The following is an 18,865-nucleotide window of genomic DNA, read 5'->3' as shown; positions in this document are numbered from 1 at the left end:
CGTACATAGAATGGTGTCGTGGTGAAGACACGTGAAACCGCTCTGCGGAAGACCCTCGCGCGGGTCGCCCCCGGGACCGAGCTGCGGACCGGGCTGGAGCGCATCCTGCGGGGTCGCACGGGTGCGCTGATCGTCCTCGGCTTCGAGCGCTCCATGGAGTCGCTGTGCTCCGGGGGCTTCGACATCGACACGGACTTCACCCCCACCAAGCTGCGCGAGCTCGCCAAGATGGACGGTGCGATCGTGTGCGACAGGGACGCCTCCCGCCTCCTGAAGGCCGGGGTCCAGCTCATGCCGGATGCACGAATCACCACTCAGGAGTCCGGCACGCGGCACCGCTCCGCGGAGCGCACCGCCAAGCAGACCGGCCTGCCCGTGATCTCGGTGAGCCAGTCGATGAGCGTGATCACCATCTACGTGGACGACTACCGGTACGTCATCGAGGGCTCGCAGGCCATCATGGCCCGGGCGAACCAGGCGCTGCAGACCCTCGAGCACTACAGCCACCGTCTGGAGCAGGTGCTCGGGGCCCTCTCGGCCCTCGAGATCGAGGCGGCGGTGACCGCACGGGACGTCGCCCTCACCCTGCAGCGCATGGAGATGGTCCGGCGCATTTCGGAGGAGATCGGGTGGTACGTGCTGGAGCTCGGCGAGGACGGGCGGCTGATCTCCCTGCAGCTCGAGGAGCTCACCGCCGGCACCGGTCCCGGCCCGGACGTCGTCCTGCGGGACTACCTCCCGGACCCCACCCCCGCCGAGGAGCTGGACGCGGCCCTGGAGCGACTGGCGGAGCTGTCCTCCGCGGACCTCATCGACCTGCAGAAGGTCGCCTCCGCCGCGGGTCTCACGGCACCGCAGGGGAGCCTGGAGACAGACCTCCACCCCCACGGCTACCGGCTGCTCGAGGGGATCAAGTCCATGCCGCGCGCGGTGGCCAAGCGACTCGTGGCGCAGTTCGACGGGCTGCAGTCCCTGATGGCCGCGAACCTCGAGGACCTGATGTCCGTGGAGGGCATCGGCGAGCAGCGGGCCCGCACGGTCCGCGAGTCCCTCTCCCGCATGGCAGAGACGAGCCTGCTCGACCGCTTCATGTGAGCCGCTGCCGTCCAGCGGCACGCTCCTGGGGGCGCGAGCCAACCGGCCGGAGGTGGCGACCGCCGCCCCGGGCGAGAGTTTCTCCTGCCGAGAAAAGCGCCGCTGGCTGTGAACGCCCCCTCGCGGTCAGGGCCGCCTACTGCAGGACGAACGCCACCTGGGGGCTGCTGTCCTCGCCCAGGGAGGCCGTGAGGTTGTAGTACCCCGCGAGCGCTTCCGCCTGACCGGCGGGGCAGCCCTCTGCGGTGCGGACGCGGTTCCAGGTCAGCCGCGACGTCTCCTTCTGCCCCGCGTCGAGCGTGACCGTCTTGTCCTCGCCCGGGGCGGCGCAGTGGCGCGAGTCGAACACGGTGTCCGAGCCGGAGGTCACCACGAACGCCATCTGCTTGCTGCCGGCGTTCACGGTGCACTGGTTGTCCCCGGTGTTCTCCAGGGTCATCACGAGCACGGGCTCCTCCTTGGTGGCGTAGGTCTCCTTGTCGGTGGAGGCCGTGACCGTGAGGTTCGTCCCGCACGCCTGGGGGGTGCTGCTCGTGCTGGGCGATGACGACGGCGCCGCGCTGCCGGAGCCCGACGGGCTGGGACGGGGCGTGAAGTCGGCGAACTTCTGGTCCGGATTGGCCGTGACCTGGGTGCTCGCCGCCGACGCAGGGGCCGGTGCCGGGTCCTCGTCTCCGGAGCCCGACGACGTCACAGCACGGATGCCCATGGTGACACCCCCGACGAGGAACAGGGCGAGGAGCACCAGCACGGACAGCGCCACCAGGCGGCGTCGCCGGTAGACGTGGTCCGGCAGGCGGGCCTCCGAGCCCCCGTCGTCGGAGGGGTGCGTGGGGGGATCGTGACGCTCGGAACCGTGGGAAGCCATGGTCTCCAGGTTACCGTGGGGAGTTATGAACTCGAGCGCCGGGCCCGCCGCGGAAGACCCCCAGCAGGACGTCCCCCAGGGCATCCACCGCACCGTGATCGAGTGGTACCGGCGCGCCGCACGGGACCTCCCCTGGCGGGCACCGGAGCGCACCCCGTGGCAGGTGCTCGTCAGCGAGATCATGCTGCAGCAGACCCCCGTGGTGCGCGTGCTGCCCGTGTGGCGGCGCTGGATGCAGCAGTGGCCGGAGCCCCGGGACCTGGCGGAGGCCTCCCCGGCGGACGTCGTCCGCGCCTGGGATCGGCTCGGCTACCCCCGCCGCGCCCTGCGGCTGCACGCTGCCGCCCAGAGCATCCGTGACGAGCACGGCGGGCGGGTGCCGAGCAGGCACTCCGAGCTGCTCGCGCTGCCCGGGATCGGGGCGTACACCGCCGCCGCGGTGGCCGTCTTCGCGTTCGGCCAGCGCCACGCGGTGGTGGACACCAACATCCGGCGCGTGGAGGCCCGGCTGTTCACGGGGCGAGCGCTGCCCTCCCGTTCCCTCACGGCCGCCGAGACGCGGCTCGCCGAGGAGCTGCTGCCCCGGGGCGTCCCCGAGTCCGTCGCGTGGAACCAGGCCGTCATGGAGCTTGGCGCCCTGGTCTGCACGGCACGTTCTCCGCGCTGCTCCGACTGCCCGGTGCGGGAGGACTGCGCGTGGCTGGCCGCGGGCAGCCCCCCGGCCGAGGACGTGCCGCGCGGGCAGGCGTGGCACGGAACCGACCGGCAGGTGCGCGGTGCACTCATGGCCGTGCTGCGTGCCGCGGAGGAACCGGTGCCCCGCCGCCTGCTGCTCGCGGACGCCTCCTCCGCAGAGCAGCTCGCCACGGAGCACGGGGCGCCGCCGCAGGTGGTCGTGGACGGTCTCACCGCCCTGTGGCGGCTGCCCGCCCCGGCCGAGCAGCGCGAACGCGCCCTGGCCGGGCTGCTCGCGGACGGCCTGGCCGCCGAGTCCGACGGCGGGCTCAGCCTTCCGGTGTGACGGCGCCGCCCGGTGTGGTGGCGATTCCCGGTGTGACGGCGCCTTCCGATATGGCGGTGCCTTCCGGTGTGACGGAACGGATCATCCGGGTGTTGCCCAGCGTGTTCGGCTTCACCCGGGCGAGGTCCAGGTACTCGGCCACACCCTCGTCGTGGGAGCGCAGCAGCTCCGCGAACACCTCCGGCGGGATGGTCTCCTGGTTCGCCATGACCTCGAAGCCGTGCGCCGCGAAGAAGTCCACCTCGAACGTGAGGCAGAAGACCCGGCTCACCCCCAGCCGGGAGGCCCGCGCCAGCAGCTCCCGGATCATGCCCCCGCCCACGCCGTGCCCGCGCGCCGCCGGGGACGTGGCGAGCGTGCGCACCTCCGCGAGGTCCTCCCACATCACGTGCAGCGCACCGCACCCCACCAGGGTCCCCTCGCCGTCCTCCGCGACCACGAACTCCTGGATGCTCTCGTAGTAGGTGACCGTGTCCTTGGTGATCAGGATGCGCTCGGCCGCCATGGGCGCCACGAGCTCCTTGATCCCGTGGACGTCGGTGGTCCGGGCGGGGCGGATGCGGATCTCTGTCATGGCCCCGACTGTACGCGGTGGCCCGCCGCCAACGACCGGCTCGGAGCCGACCAGGCAACGCGGAGAGGTGCCTGCCCGGCAATGCGGAGCGGGGACCGGACACGACAACGCGAGCGGGCGGCGTCGTGAACCGCTGTGGTCCACGACGCCGCCCGCTCGCGTCAGGGGGTCCGTGCCGGTCTCCCGGCACGGCCCGTCAGGCTCAGGCCTGGGCCTGCGCCGCTCCCCCGCCGGTGTCGCCACCGGTGTGGGGCGAGCGCGGGACGTCCTTGCCGGACTGGCTGTCGTCCCCGTCCGTGAGGCTCGGCGTGTCCTCGATCTCCTGCAGCTCCTCGGCCGAGAGCTCGGACATGGGCGTGGAGGAGAAGGTGAAGGCGGCGTCGTCGCCCTCTCCCTCGACACCCACGGTGATCTTCTCGCCGGAGGCGATCTCACCGAACAGGATCCGCTCCGAGAGCTGGTCCTCGATCTCGCGCTGCATGGTCCGGCGCAGCGGACGCGCACCCATGGAGGGGTCGTAGCCGCGCTTGGCCACGAGCTTCTTGGCCTCGTCCGTGAGCGTGATCGACATGTCCTGCTCGCGCAGCCGCTGCTGCAGCCGCGCCACGAACAGGTCCACGATCTGCACGATCTCGGACTCGCTCAGCTGCGGGAACACGATGATCTCGTCCACGCGGTTGAGGAACTCGGGGCGGAAGTGCTCCTTGAGCTCCTCCTGCACCTTGGCCTGCATGCGGTCGTAGGACGTCGCCGCGTCCCCGCTGGCCTGGAAGCCCACGGGAACCGTGCGGGAGATGTCCCGGGTGCCCAGGTTGGTGGTCATGATGATCACTGTGTTCTTGAAGTCCACCACGCGGCCCTGCGAGTCGGTCAGACGACCGTCCTCGAGGATCTGCAGCAGCGAGTTGAACAGGTCCTGGTGCGCCTTCTCGACCTCGTCGAAGAGCACCACGGAGAACGGCTTGCGGCGGACCTTCTCGGTCAGCTGGCCGCCCTCCTCGTAGCCCACGTAGCCCGGAGGGGCACCGAAGAGCCGCGAGACCGTGTGCTTCTCCTGGTACTCGGACATGTCCAGCGTGATCAGGGCGTCCTCGTCGCCGAACAGGAACTCCGCGAGCGCCTTGGCCAGCTCGGTCTTGCCCACGCCGGTGGGTCCGGCGAAGATGAACGAGCCACCGGGGCGACGGGGATCCTTCAGACCCGCGCGGGTGCGGCGGATCGAGCGGGACAGTGCCTTGATGGCCTCGTCCTGCCCGATGACGCGCTTGTGCAGCTCGTCCTCCATGTGCAGGAGCCGTCCGGACTCCTCCTCGGAGAGCTTGTACACCGGCACTCCCGTGGAGGCTGAGAGCACGTCCGAGATGACCTCCGGGGTCACCTCCGAGATCTGCTCGTCCCCCTCTCGCCAGGCCTTGTCCTTCTGGTCCCGCTCCGCGATGAGCTTCTGCTCGGTGTCACGCAGGGCCGCGGCCTTCTCGTAGTCCTGGCCGTCGATCGCGGCTTCCTTGCCCTGCTTGGTCTCCGCGATCTTCTCGTCCAGGGCCTTGATCTCCGGCGGTGCCGTCATGCGCTTGATGCGCAGGCGGGCACCGGCCTCGTCGATCAGGTCGATGGCCTTGTCCGGCAGGAAACGGTCCGAGATGTAGCGCGCGGACATGTGCACGGCGGCGTCCAGGGCGTCGTCCGAGATGGACACGCGGTGGTGCGCCTCGTACTTGTCCCGCAGGCCCTTGAGGATCTCCACAGCGTGGGCCTCGGAGGGCTCGTCCACCTGGATGGGCTGGAAGCGGCGCTCCAGGGCGGCGTCCTTCTCGATGTGCTTGCGGTACTCGTCCAGCGTGGTGGCGCCGATGGTCTGCAGCTCGCCCCGCGCCAGCATGGGCTTGAGGATGGAGGCGGCATCGATCGCGCCCTCAGCGGCACCGGCACCCACCAGGGTGTGGATCTCGTCGATGAACAGGATGATGTCACCGCGCGTGCGGATCTCCTTGAGGACCTTCTTGAGCCGTTCCTCGAAGTCGCCGCGGTAGCGCGAACCCGCCACCAGGGAACCGAGGTCCAGCGTGTAGAGCTGCTTGTCCTTCAGCGTCTCGGGCACGTCCCCGCGCACGATTGCCTGGGCCAGGCCCTCCACCACGGCGGTCTTGCCGACGCCGGGCTCGCCGATCAGCACAGGGTTGTTCTTGGTGCGCCGCGAGAGCACCTGCATGACGCGCTCCATCTCGCGGTAGCGTCCAATCACAGGGTCCAGCTGAGACTCGCGGGCGGCCGCGGTGAGGTTGCGGCCGAACTGGTCCAACACGGCGGAGCCTGCGGGGGTTCCCTCCGCACGACCACCGGAGCCGACGCCGGCGGCCTCCTTCTCGCCGCCACCGCTGCCGGACTGGTAGCCCGAGATGAGCTCCAGCACGGTGGCACGCACCTTGGCGGGATCCGCCCCGAGCTTGACGAGCACCTGGGAGGCCACGCCCTCGCCGGCACGAATGATGCCGAGCAGGATGTGCTCGGTGCCGATGTAGTTGTGCCCCAGCTGCAGGGCCTCGCGCAGCGAGTGCTCCAGCACCTTCTTGGCGCGGGGCGTGAACGGGATGTGGCCCGACGGCGCCTGCTGGCCCGGACCGATGATGTCCTGGACCTGCTCGCGCGCGGCGCTCAACGTGATGCCCATGGACTCGAGGGCCTTGGCGGCAACACCCTCGCCTTCATGGATCAGGCCGAGCAGCAGGTGCTCGGTCCCGATGTAGTTGTGGTTGAGCATCCTGGCCTCTTCCTGGGCCAGCACGACGACCCTGCGGGCACGGTCGGTGAAGCGTTCGAACATGGATACTCCTTCATTGATCTCTGCCCACGATGCTAGGCACCTGAGTCGCCGCTCCGGGCACTGTTCGCCACTGGCGCACGGTATCCAGCCCTCAGCAAAATTCCTCCCCCGGTGCCGCGCGCGCATGCGCGCCCCGCCGCTTTCCCCACCGACGACGACGGCCGGAACACGTCAGTGCTGGCGTGTTCCGGCCGTTGCCGGGTGGTGCCGCGGGTCAGCACGTGACTCTCCCACGGCACCGCACGGTCCGCAGCTGCCCGGGAGGGGTCCCGGGTGGCAGACCGTGGCGGATCAGTTGCCGTTCTCGGCGTAGTACTGGTCCTGGATGTCCTGGTGGATCCGGCCGCGGTCCGAGACCTGCAGGCCCTTCTCCTTGGCCCACGCGCGGATCTTGGGGGTCTCCGGGTTGCCGGAGCGGTTGGGACGAGTGGTGGCGGTGGTGGTGCGCCCGCTCTTGGCGGTGGCGCGGCGCCCTGCGGTCACGTACGGCCGCATGGCGTCGCGCAGCTTGGTCGCATTCGCGGAGCTGAGGTCGATCTCGTACTGGCCCCCGTCCAGACCGAAGCGCACCGTCTCGTTGGCCTCGCCGCCGTCGATGTCGTCCTCAAGAATGATCTTCACGGTCTGAGCCATGTCATCTCCTCCAAGTGCCCGCGGGCAGAATAGTTCTTTTGCTTTGCTGTGGTGAACGAAAGGTGTGGGGTGAACCGCAGAATACGCCGCCCGTCCCCGAATCCGCCCACGCGCCCAGCATGCGCTGCAGTACATTCATGACATTGCGGGCGGAGTGTAAATCGAACGCGCGCCGATTTCCCCGAATCACATGCCCCATCATTGCACGCAATTCGTCAATTGTCATGACAGCCTATTCCGCGCGCCCGGGGTCTTCCGGTGATTCACGAATAGGAATGCTGTTGCGCAGGGCCAGTCCGCGCTGCGGCCGCTGCATTTCCTGCTCGTGTCCAAAGGGCGCTGCGTCCCCCTCACGCTCCCGCACCTCGCGGTACCAGCGCTCGGCGTCCTGCTGCGCCCGTGTCTGCGCACTGCGCTCGGCCCGATCCCCGCGGAACAGCCAGCGCATCACCAGGTAGAACACCACACCCACGCCCAGCGAGGGGAGAAATACGGCCAGGTAATCCATGCGGGTGATCATCCTCCGGGGGTCTGTGCGATTGCTGTGCGCGAGTGTACTGCGGGTCGAATCACTCGGGCTTCATGAGTGGGAAGAGAATGGTCTCCCGGATTCCGAGGTTCGTGAAAAGCATGATGAGACGGTCCAGACCGAGTCCGAGTCCGCCCATGGGCGGCGCTCCGTGTTCCAGGGCGCGCAGGAAGTCCTCGTCCAGCTGCATGGCCTCGTCGTCCCCGGCCGCGGCCAGGCGGGACTGCGCCACGAGGCGTTCGCGCTGCACCACGGGGTCCACCAGCTCGGAGAACGCAGTGCCGCGCTCCATGCCGCCGATGATCAGGTCCCAGGCCTCGATCAGGCCGGGCTCCGAGCGGTGCTGGCGCGCCAGCGGCTGAGCGGCCGGCGGGTAGTCGCACACGAACGTGGGCTGCAGCAGGGTGGGCTCCACGATCTCTCCGAAGAGCTCGATCACGAGCTTCTGCGCGTCCCAGGCGGGGTTGACCGGGATCTCGCGCTCGGCCGCGGCCGTGCGCAGCACCTCCGCGGGGGTGTCCGGGGTGATCTCGCGCCCCACGGCCTCGGACAGCGCCGGGTACACGGAGAGCCACTTCCACTCGCCGAACAGCTCGATCCGGCCCTGGGGGGTGTCCACGCCCTCGACGCCCAGCACGCGGGCGCACTCCTGGATGATCGTCCTGATGCGATCGGCCATCGTGAACTGGTCCCCGTAGGCCTCGTAGGCCTCCAGAGTGGTGAACTCGGGACTGTGGGAGGAGTCCACGCCCTCATTGCGAAACACGCGCCCGATCTCGAACACGCGCTCGATCCCGCCCACCACGGCGCGCTTGAGGTAGAGCTCGGTGGCGATGCGCAGGGTCATGTCCTGGTCGAACGCGTTGAGGTGCGTCTCGAACGGGCGCGCGGCGGCACCGCCGTGAACCAGCTGGAGCATGGGGGTCTCGATCTCGACGTAGCCCTGCTCCTCCATCACGCGACGCACGGTGCGGATGATCGCGGAGCGGGTGAGCACAACGTCGCGCGCCTCCTGGCGCACGATCAGGTCCAGGTAGCGCTGGCGCACCCTGGTCTCCTCGTTGAGCTCCTTGTGCATGGTGGGCAAAGGGCGCAGGGCCTTGGACGCCATCGTCCAGGAGTCAGCCATCACGGAGAGCTCGCCGCGGCGGGAGCTGATCACGCGGCCCGTGACGGCCACGAAGTCGCCCAGGTCCACGAGGGCCTTCCACTGCGCGAGGGGCTCGTCCCCCACGTTCGCCTTGGAGAGCATGACCTGCAGGCGGGTGCCGTCCCCCTCCTGGAGGGTTCCGAAGCACAGCTTGCCCGTGTTGCGCACGTGCACCACGCGCCCGGCCACGGTGACCATGTGCTCGGTCTCCTGGCCGGACTCCAGGTGGCCGAACTGCTCGCGCACCTCGGCCAGGGTGGCGGTACGGTTCACACCCACCGGGTACGGTGCCATCCCGGCGTCCGAAGCCGCCTGGCGCTTCTCGGCGCGCACCAGCATCTGGTCGTTGAGCTCGTGTGCGCTCAGCTCGGGGTCGGAGCTGGGGGACGCTGCGGGAACGGTGGTTTCAGGCTGTTCGGTCACAGTCGACCAGGATACCGTTCACGCGGGTATCCGCATGTTGTCGATCAGTCGGGTGGGGCCCACCCACGCCGCCACCAGTGCGAGCGCGCCGGGGCGGGGTTCCGTGACCGCAAGCGTGTCGGGATCCACGGTCACGAGGTAGTCGAGGGAGACCTCCGGTTCTGCGGCCACGCGGCGTCGGGCCTCGTCCAGAGTGAGCTCCCCGGCGGCCAGGGCCCGCAGGGTGGCGTTGAGCACGAGCGCGTGCCCGGCCTGCTCCGGTGAGAGGTACTGGTTGCGGGATGACAGCGCAAGGCCCTGCCCGGAGCGGACGATGGGCACCGGGCGGATCTCCACGCGGAGGTTGAAGTCACGCACCATGCGCTGCATGAGCAGCAGCTGCTGGGCGTCCTTCTCACCGAAGTAGGCCCGGAACGGGATCCGCGGGCCGGGGTCCACGATGGTGAGCAGCTTGTTCACCACGGTCAGCGCGCCGTCGAAGTGACCGGGGCGCGTGGCCCCCTCCAGCACGGCACCGGCCGCACCCGACGTCACGGACACCACCGGTGTGCCACCCGGGTACATCTCCTCCACCGAGGGGGCGAACACGAGGTCCACGCCCTCCTGCGCGAGCATCCGGACGTCCTGCGCCAGCTGCCGCGGGTAGCTCTCGAAGTCCTCCCCCGGGCCGAACTGCAGGGGGTTCACGAAGACCGAGACGACGGCGACGTCGTTCTCCGCCCGCGTGCGGCGCGCAATCTGCAGGTGCCCCGGGTGCAGCGCGCCCATGGTGGGCAGCAGCCCCACGCTCGCCGCGCCGGCCGCGGTGCGCGCGGCCACCTCATCGCGCAGCTGCGCCACGGTGGTGCACACCGCCGGTTCCGTCACGGCCGTTCCCCTTCCTCGAGCGCGGTCAGCACCGCGCGGTACGTCGTCTCGTCCAGTCTGCCGGACGCGCGGGCCCGTTCGGCCGTCTGCCGTCCCAGGGCCAGATAACCGGTCAGCAGCTGGGGCCCAGTGTCGGGGCCCGTGGCCGCAGCGCCGCCCGCCAGCTCCCGCAGGGCGGCCACGTGCGCCTCGACGGTGGCCACGTCCCCGCGCGCCACCGGGCCCGTGAGCGCGTTCTCCCCGGAGGCCAGTGCGTTGTCCACCGTGGCGCGTACGAGCGGGCCGAGGACGCGGTCCGGGCGCTCGACCCCGATCTCCCCGAGCAGCTGCATGGACTCACCGAGCAGCGTCATGACGTGGTTCGATCCGTGGGCGAGGGCCGCATGGTAGAGCGGGCGGTCCGCCTCGGCGACCACCACCGGATCGGCTCCCATCTCCACCACGAGCGCCTGGGCGATGGGGAGCACGGGTGCCGCGGCGGTGACCCCGAAGCTGCAGTCCACGAGCCGCTGCAGGTCCAGGCTCAGTCCCGTGAAGGTCATCGCGGGGTGGATGGCCAGGCCGATCCCGCCCGCGGCACGCACCGGTTCCAGCACGTCCGTGCCGTAGCGGCCCGCCGTGTGCACCACGAGCTGGCCGGGCTGCCACGCACCGGTCTGCGCGAGGCCGCTCACGAGCCCCGGCAGCTGGTCGTCCGGGACGGCGAGCAGAACGAGCTCGCTGCGCTCCACGATGGTGGGGACGTCCAGCACGGGCACGTCCGGCAGCAGGGCGGCGGCTCGTTCCCGGCTCTCGGACGAGGACGCGTGGACACCGACGACGGCGTGTCCCGCCGCTCGCAGGGCGGCACCGAGTACGGCCCCCACCTTCCCTGCACTGATGACGCCCACACCGAGACGGCCTGGGCGGTGACTGGGCTGGGGCACGGAGAACTCCTCGGGAGGGACGATGGCACCCACAGGCTAGCGCACGCCGGTGCGGGGAACATGGGGCGGTCAGGGGCGAAGCGGGACGGGTCCGCCGGCACGCGGGATGTCAACCGCGACGTCGCTGCCTCGGGTGTCCGAGGTGACGGCCCCGGCGTTCCCGCGGTGCGCGCCGACCCGCTCGCGCGCGGCTCGCGCGAGCTCGCTCTGGCGCCACTGCGCCTCGCGGGCGCGGTCCACGTCCAGGTGGTCCACGGACGTCGTCACGCTTCCGGCCGTCACGTGCACAGCAAAGCTCGCGAGCCGCAGGCGACGCTCCAGCGGCCCCTGCGAGAGCGCGACGGACTGCGTCTTGTGGTGCGGGACCACGCTCGCGTGCCGACTGAGCCGGCCACGGCGCAGCACCAGGGAGGAGTCGTCCATCGCGAAGCCGGTGCGCCGCCACGTGACCGGGTCGAACCACCGGGCACGCCGCGGACTGGTGGTGAACCGGCCGCCGTCCCCCACGCCGTCGAGGCCCTCGGTCACGAGCGGTTCCGGGTCGTCCGGCAGGGGCAGGAGCAGGGCCAGGATCACGCGCACCTGCTCGGCCGTGCCCACGGGGAGCACGAGCGAGCCCAGTCCCTCGGCCGCCTCCGCACCACCCTTGCCCGCGGTGGTCACGACCACCCGGTGACCGCCGAAGATGCGCCACAGGGCGGGCCGCGTCACCTCCAGCGCCTGCACCCGGCCGGTGGGGATGGTCGAGGAGCGCTCGTTGAACAGCCCCGCTCGGGACCGGACACCGCTGGGAACCTCGCTGAGCGTGAAACCCCAGCTCTTCTCGAGCCGCCCGTAGAGCCCGGAGACCACGCCCAGCAGCATCGGGACGGCGGTGGGCACCAGCACGAGCAGCGCGTCCGGGTAGACCACCCACGCCACGGCGGCAGCCACCAGCACCAGGGCCAGCAGCACCGCGGGCACCGAGCACACGAGGCTCAGCAGAACCCTTCCTGTGGGCACGGTGAAGACCTGCCGCAGCTCGTCCTTCTCCGTGAGCAGCCCGTACTTCCGGGCCACGCGCACGTCCACGCCGTCACGGTCGGGCATCGACGACGAGGCCGTCCCCGCTTCCTCCACTGCGGCACCCGGCGGAATGCTCGCCTCGCCGGGGGCACCGCGCACAGCTCCCGTCCCGGCCGCCGGTGCGGCGGCCGTGCCCGAACTGTCCCAGGGAGCCGTATGCGCCGCTGCGCCGCCGGTCGGGAGAGCCCCACCCTCGGACGCCGCCACCTTCCCGGAGGTTCCGCCTGCCTGGCCGACGACGCTGCCGTCTGCGGACGCGGCCGATTCGACGGTGCCCTGCGCGAGGATGGCCGAGTCCCCCGTGCGCTGCCCGCGGGAGACGGCGAGTGCGTCGTCGGCGGCCTCGTGGGAAGCCACGAGCAGCTGCTTCCGCAGCAGCCGGGCGTGGTCGCGGCCCAGGTAGGAGAGCTCGAGGACGCTGGACCCGCCGTCGGCCACGTCGAACTTCAGAGCCGCCAGACCCAGGATCCGGGGCAGGAACTTGCGCTCGATGTCGATGCCCTGGACGCGATCCAGCCGCGCCTGGCGCTGGGTGCGGAAGAACCACCCGCTCCGGAAGCGGACGTGCTCCCGCGTGATCTGGTAGCGCGTGAACCACCACGAGAGCAGCCCCAGACCGATCAGCAGGCCCAGCACACCGCACAAAAGGGCGATGAACAGTCCAGCTCCCACCACCTGGACGGGGCCGCCCACGTCCACGCTGATGGGCTCGCCCTTGATCAGGGCAGAGACGATGTCCTCCACGAACGTGTGGCCGATGCCCCAGACGAGCGCCACGAGCAGGAGCCAGCTGCGCACGAACGGCGTGAGGGGGTGCACGCGGTGCCACACGTCCGGGGCGTCCGGCTGGAGGGGCTCCAGGCCCCCGCTGCGGCCGGGCGACGTCGTGTCCGCGGTGTCTGCCCACGGCTGGTCGACGAAGGGCTGGCCCCCTGCAGGCTGGTCCCCGAAGGGCTGGCCACCGGGGGTTGCGCACGCCATCACAGGCCCACCATGTGGGCTTCACCGCGCTCCGTGAGCTGCTCCCGCAGCCGGTCCGCCTCCTCGCGGGGCAGTCCGGGCAGCACTGCGTCGGTGCCCGCGGAGGCCGTGTGCAGCGTGACCGAGGCCAGCCCGAAGGCGTTGAGGACCGGCCCCGTGCTGATCTCCACGTACTGCATGCGCCCGTACGGCACCACAGTCACGGTGCGGAAGAAGAGACCCTTGCGCAGCCACAGCTCGGTGGGTGCCTGCGCGTAGCCGATGGCGCGCACCCGGCGCGGGGTCAGGCACAGTTGCACCACGCCCCACGCGAGCACGACCGCCGGGGGCAACCACAGCCACCACTGCACCCCGCCGCTCCAGACGCCGAGCAGCGCCAGGAGGACCGGGACCGAGACGATGGCCGTCCAGATCACCGTGGTCACCACCCTGTTCAGCAGCCGCGCCGTGACGTAGCGCGGGGACACGCGGTGCCACGTCAGCTCCGCGGGGGAGAGCTCATGGGGGTCATTCGTGGCGGGCATACCCTCCCTCTCCTGTCGCGTACGGGTCTTGCCGTCCACCGTAGGGGGTTTCCTCCCCCGCGTCCGGGTCATCCGGTGGCAGGCGGCAGGATTTCTCCACGATCCACCCGAGCACCACGAGCAGCAGACCGGCCACCACCTGGGCCACGCACTGCCACAGCGGCTCCTGGGTGGAGCGCAGCGCGAGCAGGCTCAGCTGGTCCCCGCCGATCCCCGTGTGCCAGCCCGCGCACAGCACCCCGTAGTACGCGATGGCCTGCGCCGCTGCGGCAGTGCCGACGGCCCACACCGGGTCGTACGGCTTGCGACGGGCCTGGTCCCTGCGCCGCGCGCCCTCCCTCTCCGGGTCCCGGTAGGCCCGCAGCCGCAGCCCGAGGTAGCCGACGACGATCCCCGCCCCCAGCTCCGCCACGAGACTCACCCACGGCAGGATCAGCAGCGCCTGGTGGGCACCGCTGACCACGTGGTTGATGCTCCAGCCCACGGCGGCGGACACGGCCGCCACCACCACGAGGGTCCACGGGTTCAGGTAGCGCACGGGGCCTCTCCCTCCTGTTCGGGCAAGCACAGGACGACGTCGGTCACGGTCAGGTCCGCGCGGTCCGGTGCTGTGTCCGCGAGCTCGCGCACGGAACGCCCCTCCAGCACCGCGGCGGGGTCCATGAGCGCCCAGGGCTCGAGCACGAACGCGCGCTCGGCGGCACGCGGGTGCGGCAGGATCAGCCGCGGGTCATCGCTGCGCACGCCCTCGAAGCACACGACGTCCAGGTCCAGGGTGCGGGGACCCCAGCGCACCTCGCGGGTGCGCCCGTGCGCGTTCTCGATGCGCTGGCACGCGCTGAGCACCTCGTCCGGACCGAGCTGCGTGGCCAGCTCCACCACGGCGTTGAGGTAGTCCGGCGAGTTCGCGGGTCCGCCCACAGGGCGGGTCTCGACCACGGGCGAGCACGCCTGCACGCGCGTGCGGGGAACGGCGTCCAGGGCCGCCACTGCGTCGCGCAGCACGGCCGCTCGGTCGCCGAGGTTCGCCCCCAGGGCGACGACGCACCGGGACGCCATCAGCGACCGCCCTCCGGCGCCACGGGGGTGTCCTCCCCTGCGCGGGAGCGGAAGATGCTCACCGCCACGTCCGAGAAGGTGACGTCAATGGGCGCCTTGGGCTTGTGGACGGTCACGTCCAGGGCGCGCACGGCGGTGAAGCGCTGCAGCAGGCAGCGGGCGATCTCCTCCGCGAGCGCCTCGATGAGCTGGAAGCGCGTGCCGATGATGATCTCCCGCACCATCTCCGCGACCTCCCCGTAGTGCACGGTGAGCGTGAGCTCGTCCGTGGCACCGGACGGGCGCAGGTCCACGTAGAGCACGAGGTCCACGAAGAAGGGCTGCCCGCTGCGGCGCTCCTTCTCGAAGACGCCGTGGTAGCCCACAGCCCCCAGGCCGGTGAGCGTGATGCGGTCGCAGTGGTTCGCGACGGGGACGATCTTGTTCATGACGGGTTCAGCTTCCAGGATCCCGGGGGTGCAGGGCGGGTGGTTCGACGCCCAGCCACGCGTGCGCGGTGGTGACCGCGTCCACGGTGGCCGCGACGTCGTGGACTCGCACTGCCCAGGCTCCCCCGAACGCGGCCAGTGCGCTGATGGCTGCCGTGGCGCCGTCGCGTCCCGTGGCCGGGCGGGGTTCCCCGCCCTCGGCCAGCAGGGCGCCCAGGAACCGCTTGCGCGACGCCGCCACGAGGACCTTGTGGCCCATCTCCCGCAGCCGCGGCAGGGCCCGGAGCAACTCCCAGTCCTGCCCGCCGGCCTTGGCGAATCCGAGCCCCGGGTCCACGATCAGCCGTTCGGGGTGCACGCCCGCGGCGAGCAGGCGGTCTCGGACCCCGGCGAGCTCGCGGAGCACGTCCGCAACGGTGTCGTCGTAGTGGGTCAGGGTGGTCATGGTCTCGGGCGTCCCGCGCGAGTGCATGAGAACGTAGGGTGCGCCGCTGCGACCGGCCAGTTCGACCATCTCGGGGCTGACGTTCGTCCCGGAGACGTCGTTGACCAAGTGGGCGCCGGCCGCCAGTGCAGCCTCGGCCGTCTCCGCGTTGAAGGTGTCCACGCTGACGACGACGCCACGGCGGCTTAGTTCGCGGATCACCGTGAGGATGCGGCGCTGCTCCTCCTGCGGTGCCACGCGCGTGCTGTGCGGGCGGGTGGACTCACCGCCCACGTCCACGATGTCCGCACCGGCCCGCGCGAGCCGCAGCCCGTGCTCTACCGCGGCGGACTCGGTGTCGTGGTGGCCGCCGTCGCTGAAGGAGTCCGGCGTGACGTTGAGGATACCCATGACCAGGGTCCGCCCGGTGGGCAGGGCCGCGAAGGAGCCCCAGCCGAGGGCATCCTGCGGTCCGGTGTCGCCGGAGACCGGCCGCGGGGCACCCGGGTGGAGCACAGCGGCGTCGTGCGCGCCGTTCACCGCCGGTGCTCCGCGGCAATCAGGTTCATGGCCTCCGCGCGGGTGGCGGGGTCGCGCAGCTGCCCACGCACGGCCGAGGTCACGGTGCGGGCGCCCGGCTTGCGGACTCCGCGCATGGACATGCACAGGTGCTCGCACTCGACCACGACGATCGCGCCCGCCGGGTTCAGGTGCGTCACCAGCGCCTCGACCACCTGTGTGGTGAGCCGTTCCTGCACCTGGGGCCGCTTCGCAAAGAGGTCCACGAGCCGTGCGAGCTTGGACAGGCCGGTGACCTTGCCCTCCGGACCCGGGATGTAGCCCACGTGGGCCACGCCGTGGAACGGCACCAGGTGGTGCTCGCACGTGGAGTAGAACGGGATGTCCTTCACGAGCACCATCTCGGAGTGCCCGATGTCGAACGAGGTGGCGAGTAGCTTCGCCGGGTCCTCGTGCAGGCCCGCGAAGATCTCCGCGTAGGCCCGCGCCACCCGCTCAGGGGTGTCCTCCAGTCCGCTGCGGTCCGGGTCCTCCCCCACGGCCAGCAGGATCTCCCGGACCGCCGCCGCGATGCGGGGCTGGTCCACGGCGGGGGACGCCGACGCGACCGCGGCCAACTCCTCGTAGGATCCCGAGACCGGCTCGGGGACACCGTGCTGATCAGCGGACGTCATTCAGCGGCTCTCCCGCCGGACACCGCCCGGTTCCTGGCCGGGCTCGCCGGCCGTGGAGCCACCGGTCGCGGAACCGCCCGGGCCGGACTGGTCCTCGCCGCCCGGCCGGGGGTCCTGGTGCTCGGGCACCTCGAGGGGATGCTCCGGCTTGGCGCCCACCGCCTGGTCCTGCGGGGCCATGGTGCTGGGGTCCTGAAGGTTCTTGCGACGGGCCTCCTCGCGCTCGGCCGCGGTGACGACCGGCGGGGTGTACGAGACCTCACGCTCCTCACCGGACTGCCACACCGGGCGCACGTCCCGCAGGGTGACGTCCCGGAAGATCTCGCGGATCTGGGCCTCGTTGAGGGTCTCCTTCTCCAGCAGCTCCAGCGCCAGGCGGTCCAGCACGGCCCGGTTCTGCAGCAGGATCTGGTGGGCCTCGTCGTGGGCCTGCTCGAGCAGCAGACGCACCTCGTCGTCCACCACGGCCAGCGTGCGGTCCGAGTACTCCTTGCCTCCGGAGCCCATTTCACGGCCCACGAACGGGTCCGAGTTGTCCCCGCCGATCTTCACGGAGCCGATCTTCGAGCTCATGCCGTACTGCGTGACCATCTTCCGGGCCGTGTCCGTGGCCTTCTGGATGTCGTTGGAGGCACCGGTGGAGGGGTCGTGGAAGACGATCTCCTCCGCGGCTCGCCCGCCCATGGCGTAGGCCATCTGGTCCAGCAGCTCGTTGCGGGTGGTCGAGTACTTGTCGTCCGTGGGCATCACCATGGTGTAGCCCAGGGCGCGGCCGCGCGGCAGGATCGTGATCTTGGTGACGGGGTCCGTGTTGCGCAGTGCAGCGGCGACGAGCGCGTGACCGCCCTCGTGGTACGCCGTGACCTTGCGCTCGAGCTCCTTCATGACGCGCGAACGCTTCTGCGGGCCGGCGATCACGCGGTCGATCGCCTCGTCCACCGCGCGGTCGTCGATCAGCTGGGCGTGGGAACGGGCGGTCAGCAGGGCCGCCTCGTTCATCACGTTGGCGAGCTCCGCGCCGGTGAAGCCCGGGGTCCGCTTGGCCACGGACGCGAGGTCCACGTTGTCCGCGAGCGGCTTGTTCTTCGAGTGCACGCGCAGGATCTGCTCGCGACCCTTCATGTCCGGGGCGTCCACGCCGATCTGACGGTCGAAGCGACCCGGGCGCAGCAGTGCGGGGTCCAGCACGTCCGGACGGTTGGTGGCCGCGATCAGGATCACGTTGGTGTTGGCGTCAAAGCCGTCCATCTCCACCAGGAGCTGGTTCAGGGTCTGCTCGCGCTCGTCGTTGCCGCCGCCCATGCCTGCGCCGCGCTGGCGGCCCACGGCGTCGATCTCGTCCACGAAGATGATGGCCGGGGAGTTCTCCTTGGCCTGCTGGAACAGGTCACGCACACGGGACGCGCCCACGCCCACGAACATCTCCACGAAGTCCGAGCCGGAGATCGAGTAGAACGGCACGCCCGCCTCGCCCGCCACGGCCTTGGCCAGCAGGGTCTTGCCGGTGCCCGGGGGCCCGTAGAGCAGCACGCCCTTGGGGACCTTGGCGCCCACGGCGGTGAAGCGGTCGTGCTCCACCAGGAACTGTTTGATCTCGTCGAGCTCCTGGACGGCCTCGTCCGCGCCCGCCACGTCCGCGAACGTGACCTCGGAGTTCTCCTTGTTGAACATCTTGGCCTTGGAGCGGCCGAATTTCATGGCCTGCCCGCCGGTCTGCATGCGGGAGAACACGAACCAGAAGATCCCCAGGATGATGAGGAACGGGAGCATGAAGCGCACCAGGGAGAGGAACCAGTTGTTCTCCACCGGCTGGTCCGTGAACCCGCTGAGGTGGGCGTCGTCCATGCTCTTGACGACCTCCTCCGCACGCGGCTGCACGTAGAAGAACTCGACGTCCTTGCCGAGGTTCTGGTCATTCTGGTTGAGGTCGTCCTTGAGTGAGAGTTCGACCTTCTGCTCACCGTCGTAGATCTTGGCCTCGTTGACCTTGCCGTCGTGCAGCAGCTGCAGGCCCACGTTGGTGTCCACGCGGGAGGAGGTGGGGCTGAACATCATGGCGCCCACGGGCACCAGGACCACGATGGCGAGCAGGATCCAGAAGAGCGGTCCCTTGAAGAAACTTGTGGGTTTTTTTGCCGTGGCCAAGCCGTTGATCCTCCCGTGGACGTGACACGTTGCCGAGCGCGGCCCGTTCCCTGCGGGTGGCCCTCCGGGTGGAGTGCCAGGAATCCGATGGCCGTGACGCGTGTGCCACAATCTATCGTCTCGTGTGGCGCCAGTTCGT

17 protein-coding genes and 1 pseudogene are annotated in these 18,865 nt (G+C 70.6%); 2 read left to right on the top strand and 16 right to left on the bottom strand.

The window, feature by feature from the left end:
- Positions 1–18 precede the first annotated feature (18 nt).
- Positions 19–1,095 carry a DNA integrity scanning diadenylate cyclase DisA gene (disA, locus tag ABD264_RS05860; protein WP_055082912.1) on the top strand — a complete coding sequence of 359 codons (1,077 nt, stop codon included), beginning with the start codon at positions 19–21 and terminating at the stop codon, positions 1,093–1,095.
- Positions 1,096–1,231: 136 nt separating this feature from the next.
- On the opposite strand, the gene ABD264_RS05855 is transcribed toward disA, so the two are convergent.
- A complete protein-coding gene (locus ABD264_RS05855) occupies positions 1,232–1,963 on the bottom strand; it encodes a hypothetical protein (protein ID WP_344204921.1) in 732 nt (243 codons plus the stop codon).
- Positions 1,964–1,988: 25 nt separating this feature from the next.
- Between ABD264_RS05855 and ABD264_RS05850 the strand changes: the two genes are divergently transcribed.
- Positions 1,989–2,984 (top strand): HhH-GPD family protein, encoded by a 996-nt coding sequence (locus ABD264_RS05850; protein WP_303106676.1) that lies wholly within the window; start codon positions 1,989–1,991, stop codon positions 2,982–2,984.
- Between the two features lie 70 nt (positions 2,985–3,054).
- Here the strand turns inward: ABD264_RS05850 and ABD264_RS05845 are convergent.
- The 15 genes and pseudogenes from ABD264_RS05845 to ftsH all read right to left on the bottom strand — a co-directional run.
- Positions 3,055–3,558: pseudogene (locus ABD264_RS05845) on the bottom strand (amino-acid N-acetyltransferase); the annotation flags it as partial.
- A 202-nt stretch (positions 3,559–3,760) separates the two neighbouring features.
- The gene (locus ABD264_RS05840) at positions 3,761–6,379 is read right to left on the bottom strand and encodes an ATP-dependent Clp protease ATP-binding subunit (protein WP_144943096.1); all 2,619 of its coding nucleotides are present in this window, start codon (positions 6,377–6,379) and stop codon (positions 3,761–3,763) included.
- A gap of 291 nt (positions 6,380–6,670) precedes the next feature.
- On the bottom strand, positions 6,671–7,012 hold the full coding sequence (locus tag ABD264_RS05835; protein ID WP_144943095.1) for a histone-like nucleoid-structuring protein Lsr2: 342 nt from the start codon (positions 7,010–7,012) through the stop codon (positions 6,671–6,673).
- Between the two features lie 232 nt (positions 7,013–7,244).
- The gene (locus ABD264_RS05830) at positions 7,245–7,520 is read right to left on the bottom strand and encodes a hypothetical protein (RefSeq protein ID WP_344204917.1); all 276 of its coding nucleotides are present in this window, start codon (positions 7,518–7,520) and stop codon (positions 7,245–7,247) included.
- A 61-nt stretch (positions 7,521–7,581) separates the two neighbouring features.
- Positions 7,582–9,114, bottom strand: a complete 1,533-nt coding sequence (lysS, locus tag ABD264_RS05825) for a lysine--tRNA ligase (RefSeq protein ID WP_425554292.1) — start codon at positions 9,112–9,114, stop codon at positions 7,582–7,584.
- Between the two features lie 18 nt (positions 9,115–9,132).
- Positions 9,133–9,981, bottom strand: a complete 849-nt coding sequence (panC, locus tag ABD264_RS05820; RefSeq protein ID WP_303106612.1) for a pantoate--beta-alanine ligase — start codon at positions 9,979–9,981, stop codon at positions 9,133–9,135.
- Entirely contained in the window at positions 9,978–10,907 is a 930-nt protein-coding gene (locus ABD264_RS05815; RefSeq protein WP_303106613.1) for a Rossmann-like and DUF2520 domain-containing protein, read from the bottom strand. Before ABD264_RS05815 ends, panC begins: the two co-directional genes overlap by 4 nt.
- Before the next feature lie 69 nt (positions 10,908–10,976).
- Entirely contained in the window at positions 10,977–12,953 is a 1,977-nt protein-coding gene (locus ABD264_RS05810; RefSeq protein ID WP_144943090.1) for a PH domain-containing protein, read from the bottom strand.
- Positions 12,953–13,477: a PH domain-containing protein gene (locus tag ABD264_RS05805; RefSeq protein WP_303106615.1), complete on the bottom strand. Its 525-nt coding sequence runs from the start codon at positions 13,475–13,477 to the stop codon at positions 12,953–12,955. The genes ABD264_RS05810 and ABD264_RS05805 overlap by 1 nt, the downstream gene beginning before the upstream one ends.
- Positions 13,461–14,015 carry a DUF3180 domain-containing protein gene (locus ABD264_RS05800; protein WP_344204912.1) on the bottom strand — a complete coding sequence of 185 codons (555 nt, stop codon included), beginning with the start codon at positions 14,013–14,015 and terminating at the stop codon, positions 13,461–13,463. Before ABD264_RS05800 ends, ABD264_RS05805 begins: the two co-directional genes overlap by 17 nt.
- Positions 14,003–14,536: a 2-amino-4-hydroxy-6-hydroxymethyldihydropteridine diphosphokinase gene (folK, locus tag ABD264_RS05795; protein WP_144943087.1), complete on the bottom strand. Its 534-nt coding sequence runs from the start codon at positions 14,534–14,536 to the stop codon at positions 14,003–14,005. The genes ABD264_RS05800 and folK overlap by 13 nt, the downstream gene beginning before the upstream one ends.
- Positions 14,536–14,964: a dihydroneopterin aldolase gene (gene folB / locus ABD264_RS05790; protein WP_055082543.1), complete on the bottom strand. Its 429-nt coding sequence runs from the start codon at positions 14,962–14,964 to the stop codon at positions 14,536–14,538. The genes folK and folB overlap by 1 nt, the downstream gene beginning before the upstream one ends.
- 7 nt (positions 14,965–14,971) lie before the next feature.
- Positions 14,972–15,928, bottom strand: a complete 957-nt coding sequence (folP, locus tag ABD264_RS05785; protein WP_371413759.1) for a dihydropteroate synthase — start codon at positions 15,926–15,928, stop codon at positions 14,972–14,974.
- A complete protein-coding gene (gene folE / locus ABD264_RS05780) occupies positions 15,925–16,581 on the bottom strand; it encodes a GTP cyclohydrolase I FolE (protein ID WP_144943086.1) in 657 nt (218 codons plus the stop codon). The genes folP and folE overlap by 4 nt, the downstream gene beginning before the upstream one ends.
- On the bottom strand, positions 16,582–18,726 hold the full coding sequence (gene ftsH / locus ABD264_RS05775) for an ATP-dependent zinc metalloprotease FtsH (RefSeq protein WP_144943085.1): 2,145 nt from the start codon (positions 18,724–18,726) through the stop codon (positions 16,582–16,584).
- Positions 18,727–18,865: the final 139 nt, after the last annotated feature.

The organism is Kocuria salsicia (assembly GCF_039532055.1).
Lineage (GTDB): Bacteria > Actinomycetota > Actinomycetes > Actinomycetales > Micrococcaceae > Kocuria > Kocuria salsicia.
Note: the sequence above shows the minus strand (reverse complement) of the source record. Positions and strands in the feature narration are given on the sequence as shown.

Coding starts and splice junctions, on each gene's coding strand:
- ABD264_RS05805 (WP_303106615.1), bottom strand. CDS start 13,477: ATGCCCGCCACGAATGACCCCCATGAGCTCTCCCCCGCGGAGCTGACG.
- ABD264_RS05835 (WP_144943095.1), bottom strand. CDS start 7,012: ATGGCTCAGACCGTGAAGATCATTCTTGAGGACGACATCGACGGCGGC.
- ABD264_RS05810 (WP_144943090.1), bottom strand. CDS start 12,953: ATGGCGTGCGCAACCCCCGGTGGCCAGCCCTTCGGGGACCAGCCTGCA.
- folE (WP_144943086.1), bottom strand. CDS start 16,581: ATGACGTCCGCTGATCAGCACGGTGTCCCCGAGCCGGTCTCGGGATCC.
- folK (WP_144943087.1), bottom strand. CDS start 14,536: ATGGCGTCCCGGTGCGTCGTCGCCCTGGGGGCGAACCTCGGCGACCGA.
- ABD264_RS05855 (WP_344204921.1), bottom strand. CDS start 1,963: ATGGCTTCCCACGGTTCCGAGCGTCACGATCCCCCCACGCACCCCTCC.
- ABD264_RS05830 (WP_344204917.1), bottom strand. CDS start 7,520: ATGGATTACCTGGCCGTATTTCTCCCCTCGCTGGGCGTGGGTGTGGTG.
- ABD264_RS05840 (WP_144943096.1), bottom strand. CDS start 6,379: ATGTTCGAACGCTTCACCGACCGTGCCCGCAGGGTCGTCGTGCTGGCC.
- folB (WP_055082543.1), bottom strand. CDS start 14,964: ATGAACAAGATCGTCCCCGTCGCGAACCACTGCGACCGCATCACGCTC.
- ABD264_RS05850 (WP_303106676.1), top strand. CDS start 1,989: ATGAACTCGAGCGCCGGGCCCGCCGCGGAAGACCCCCAGCAGGACGTC.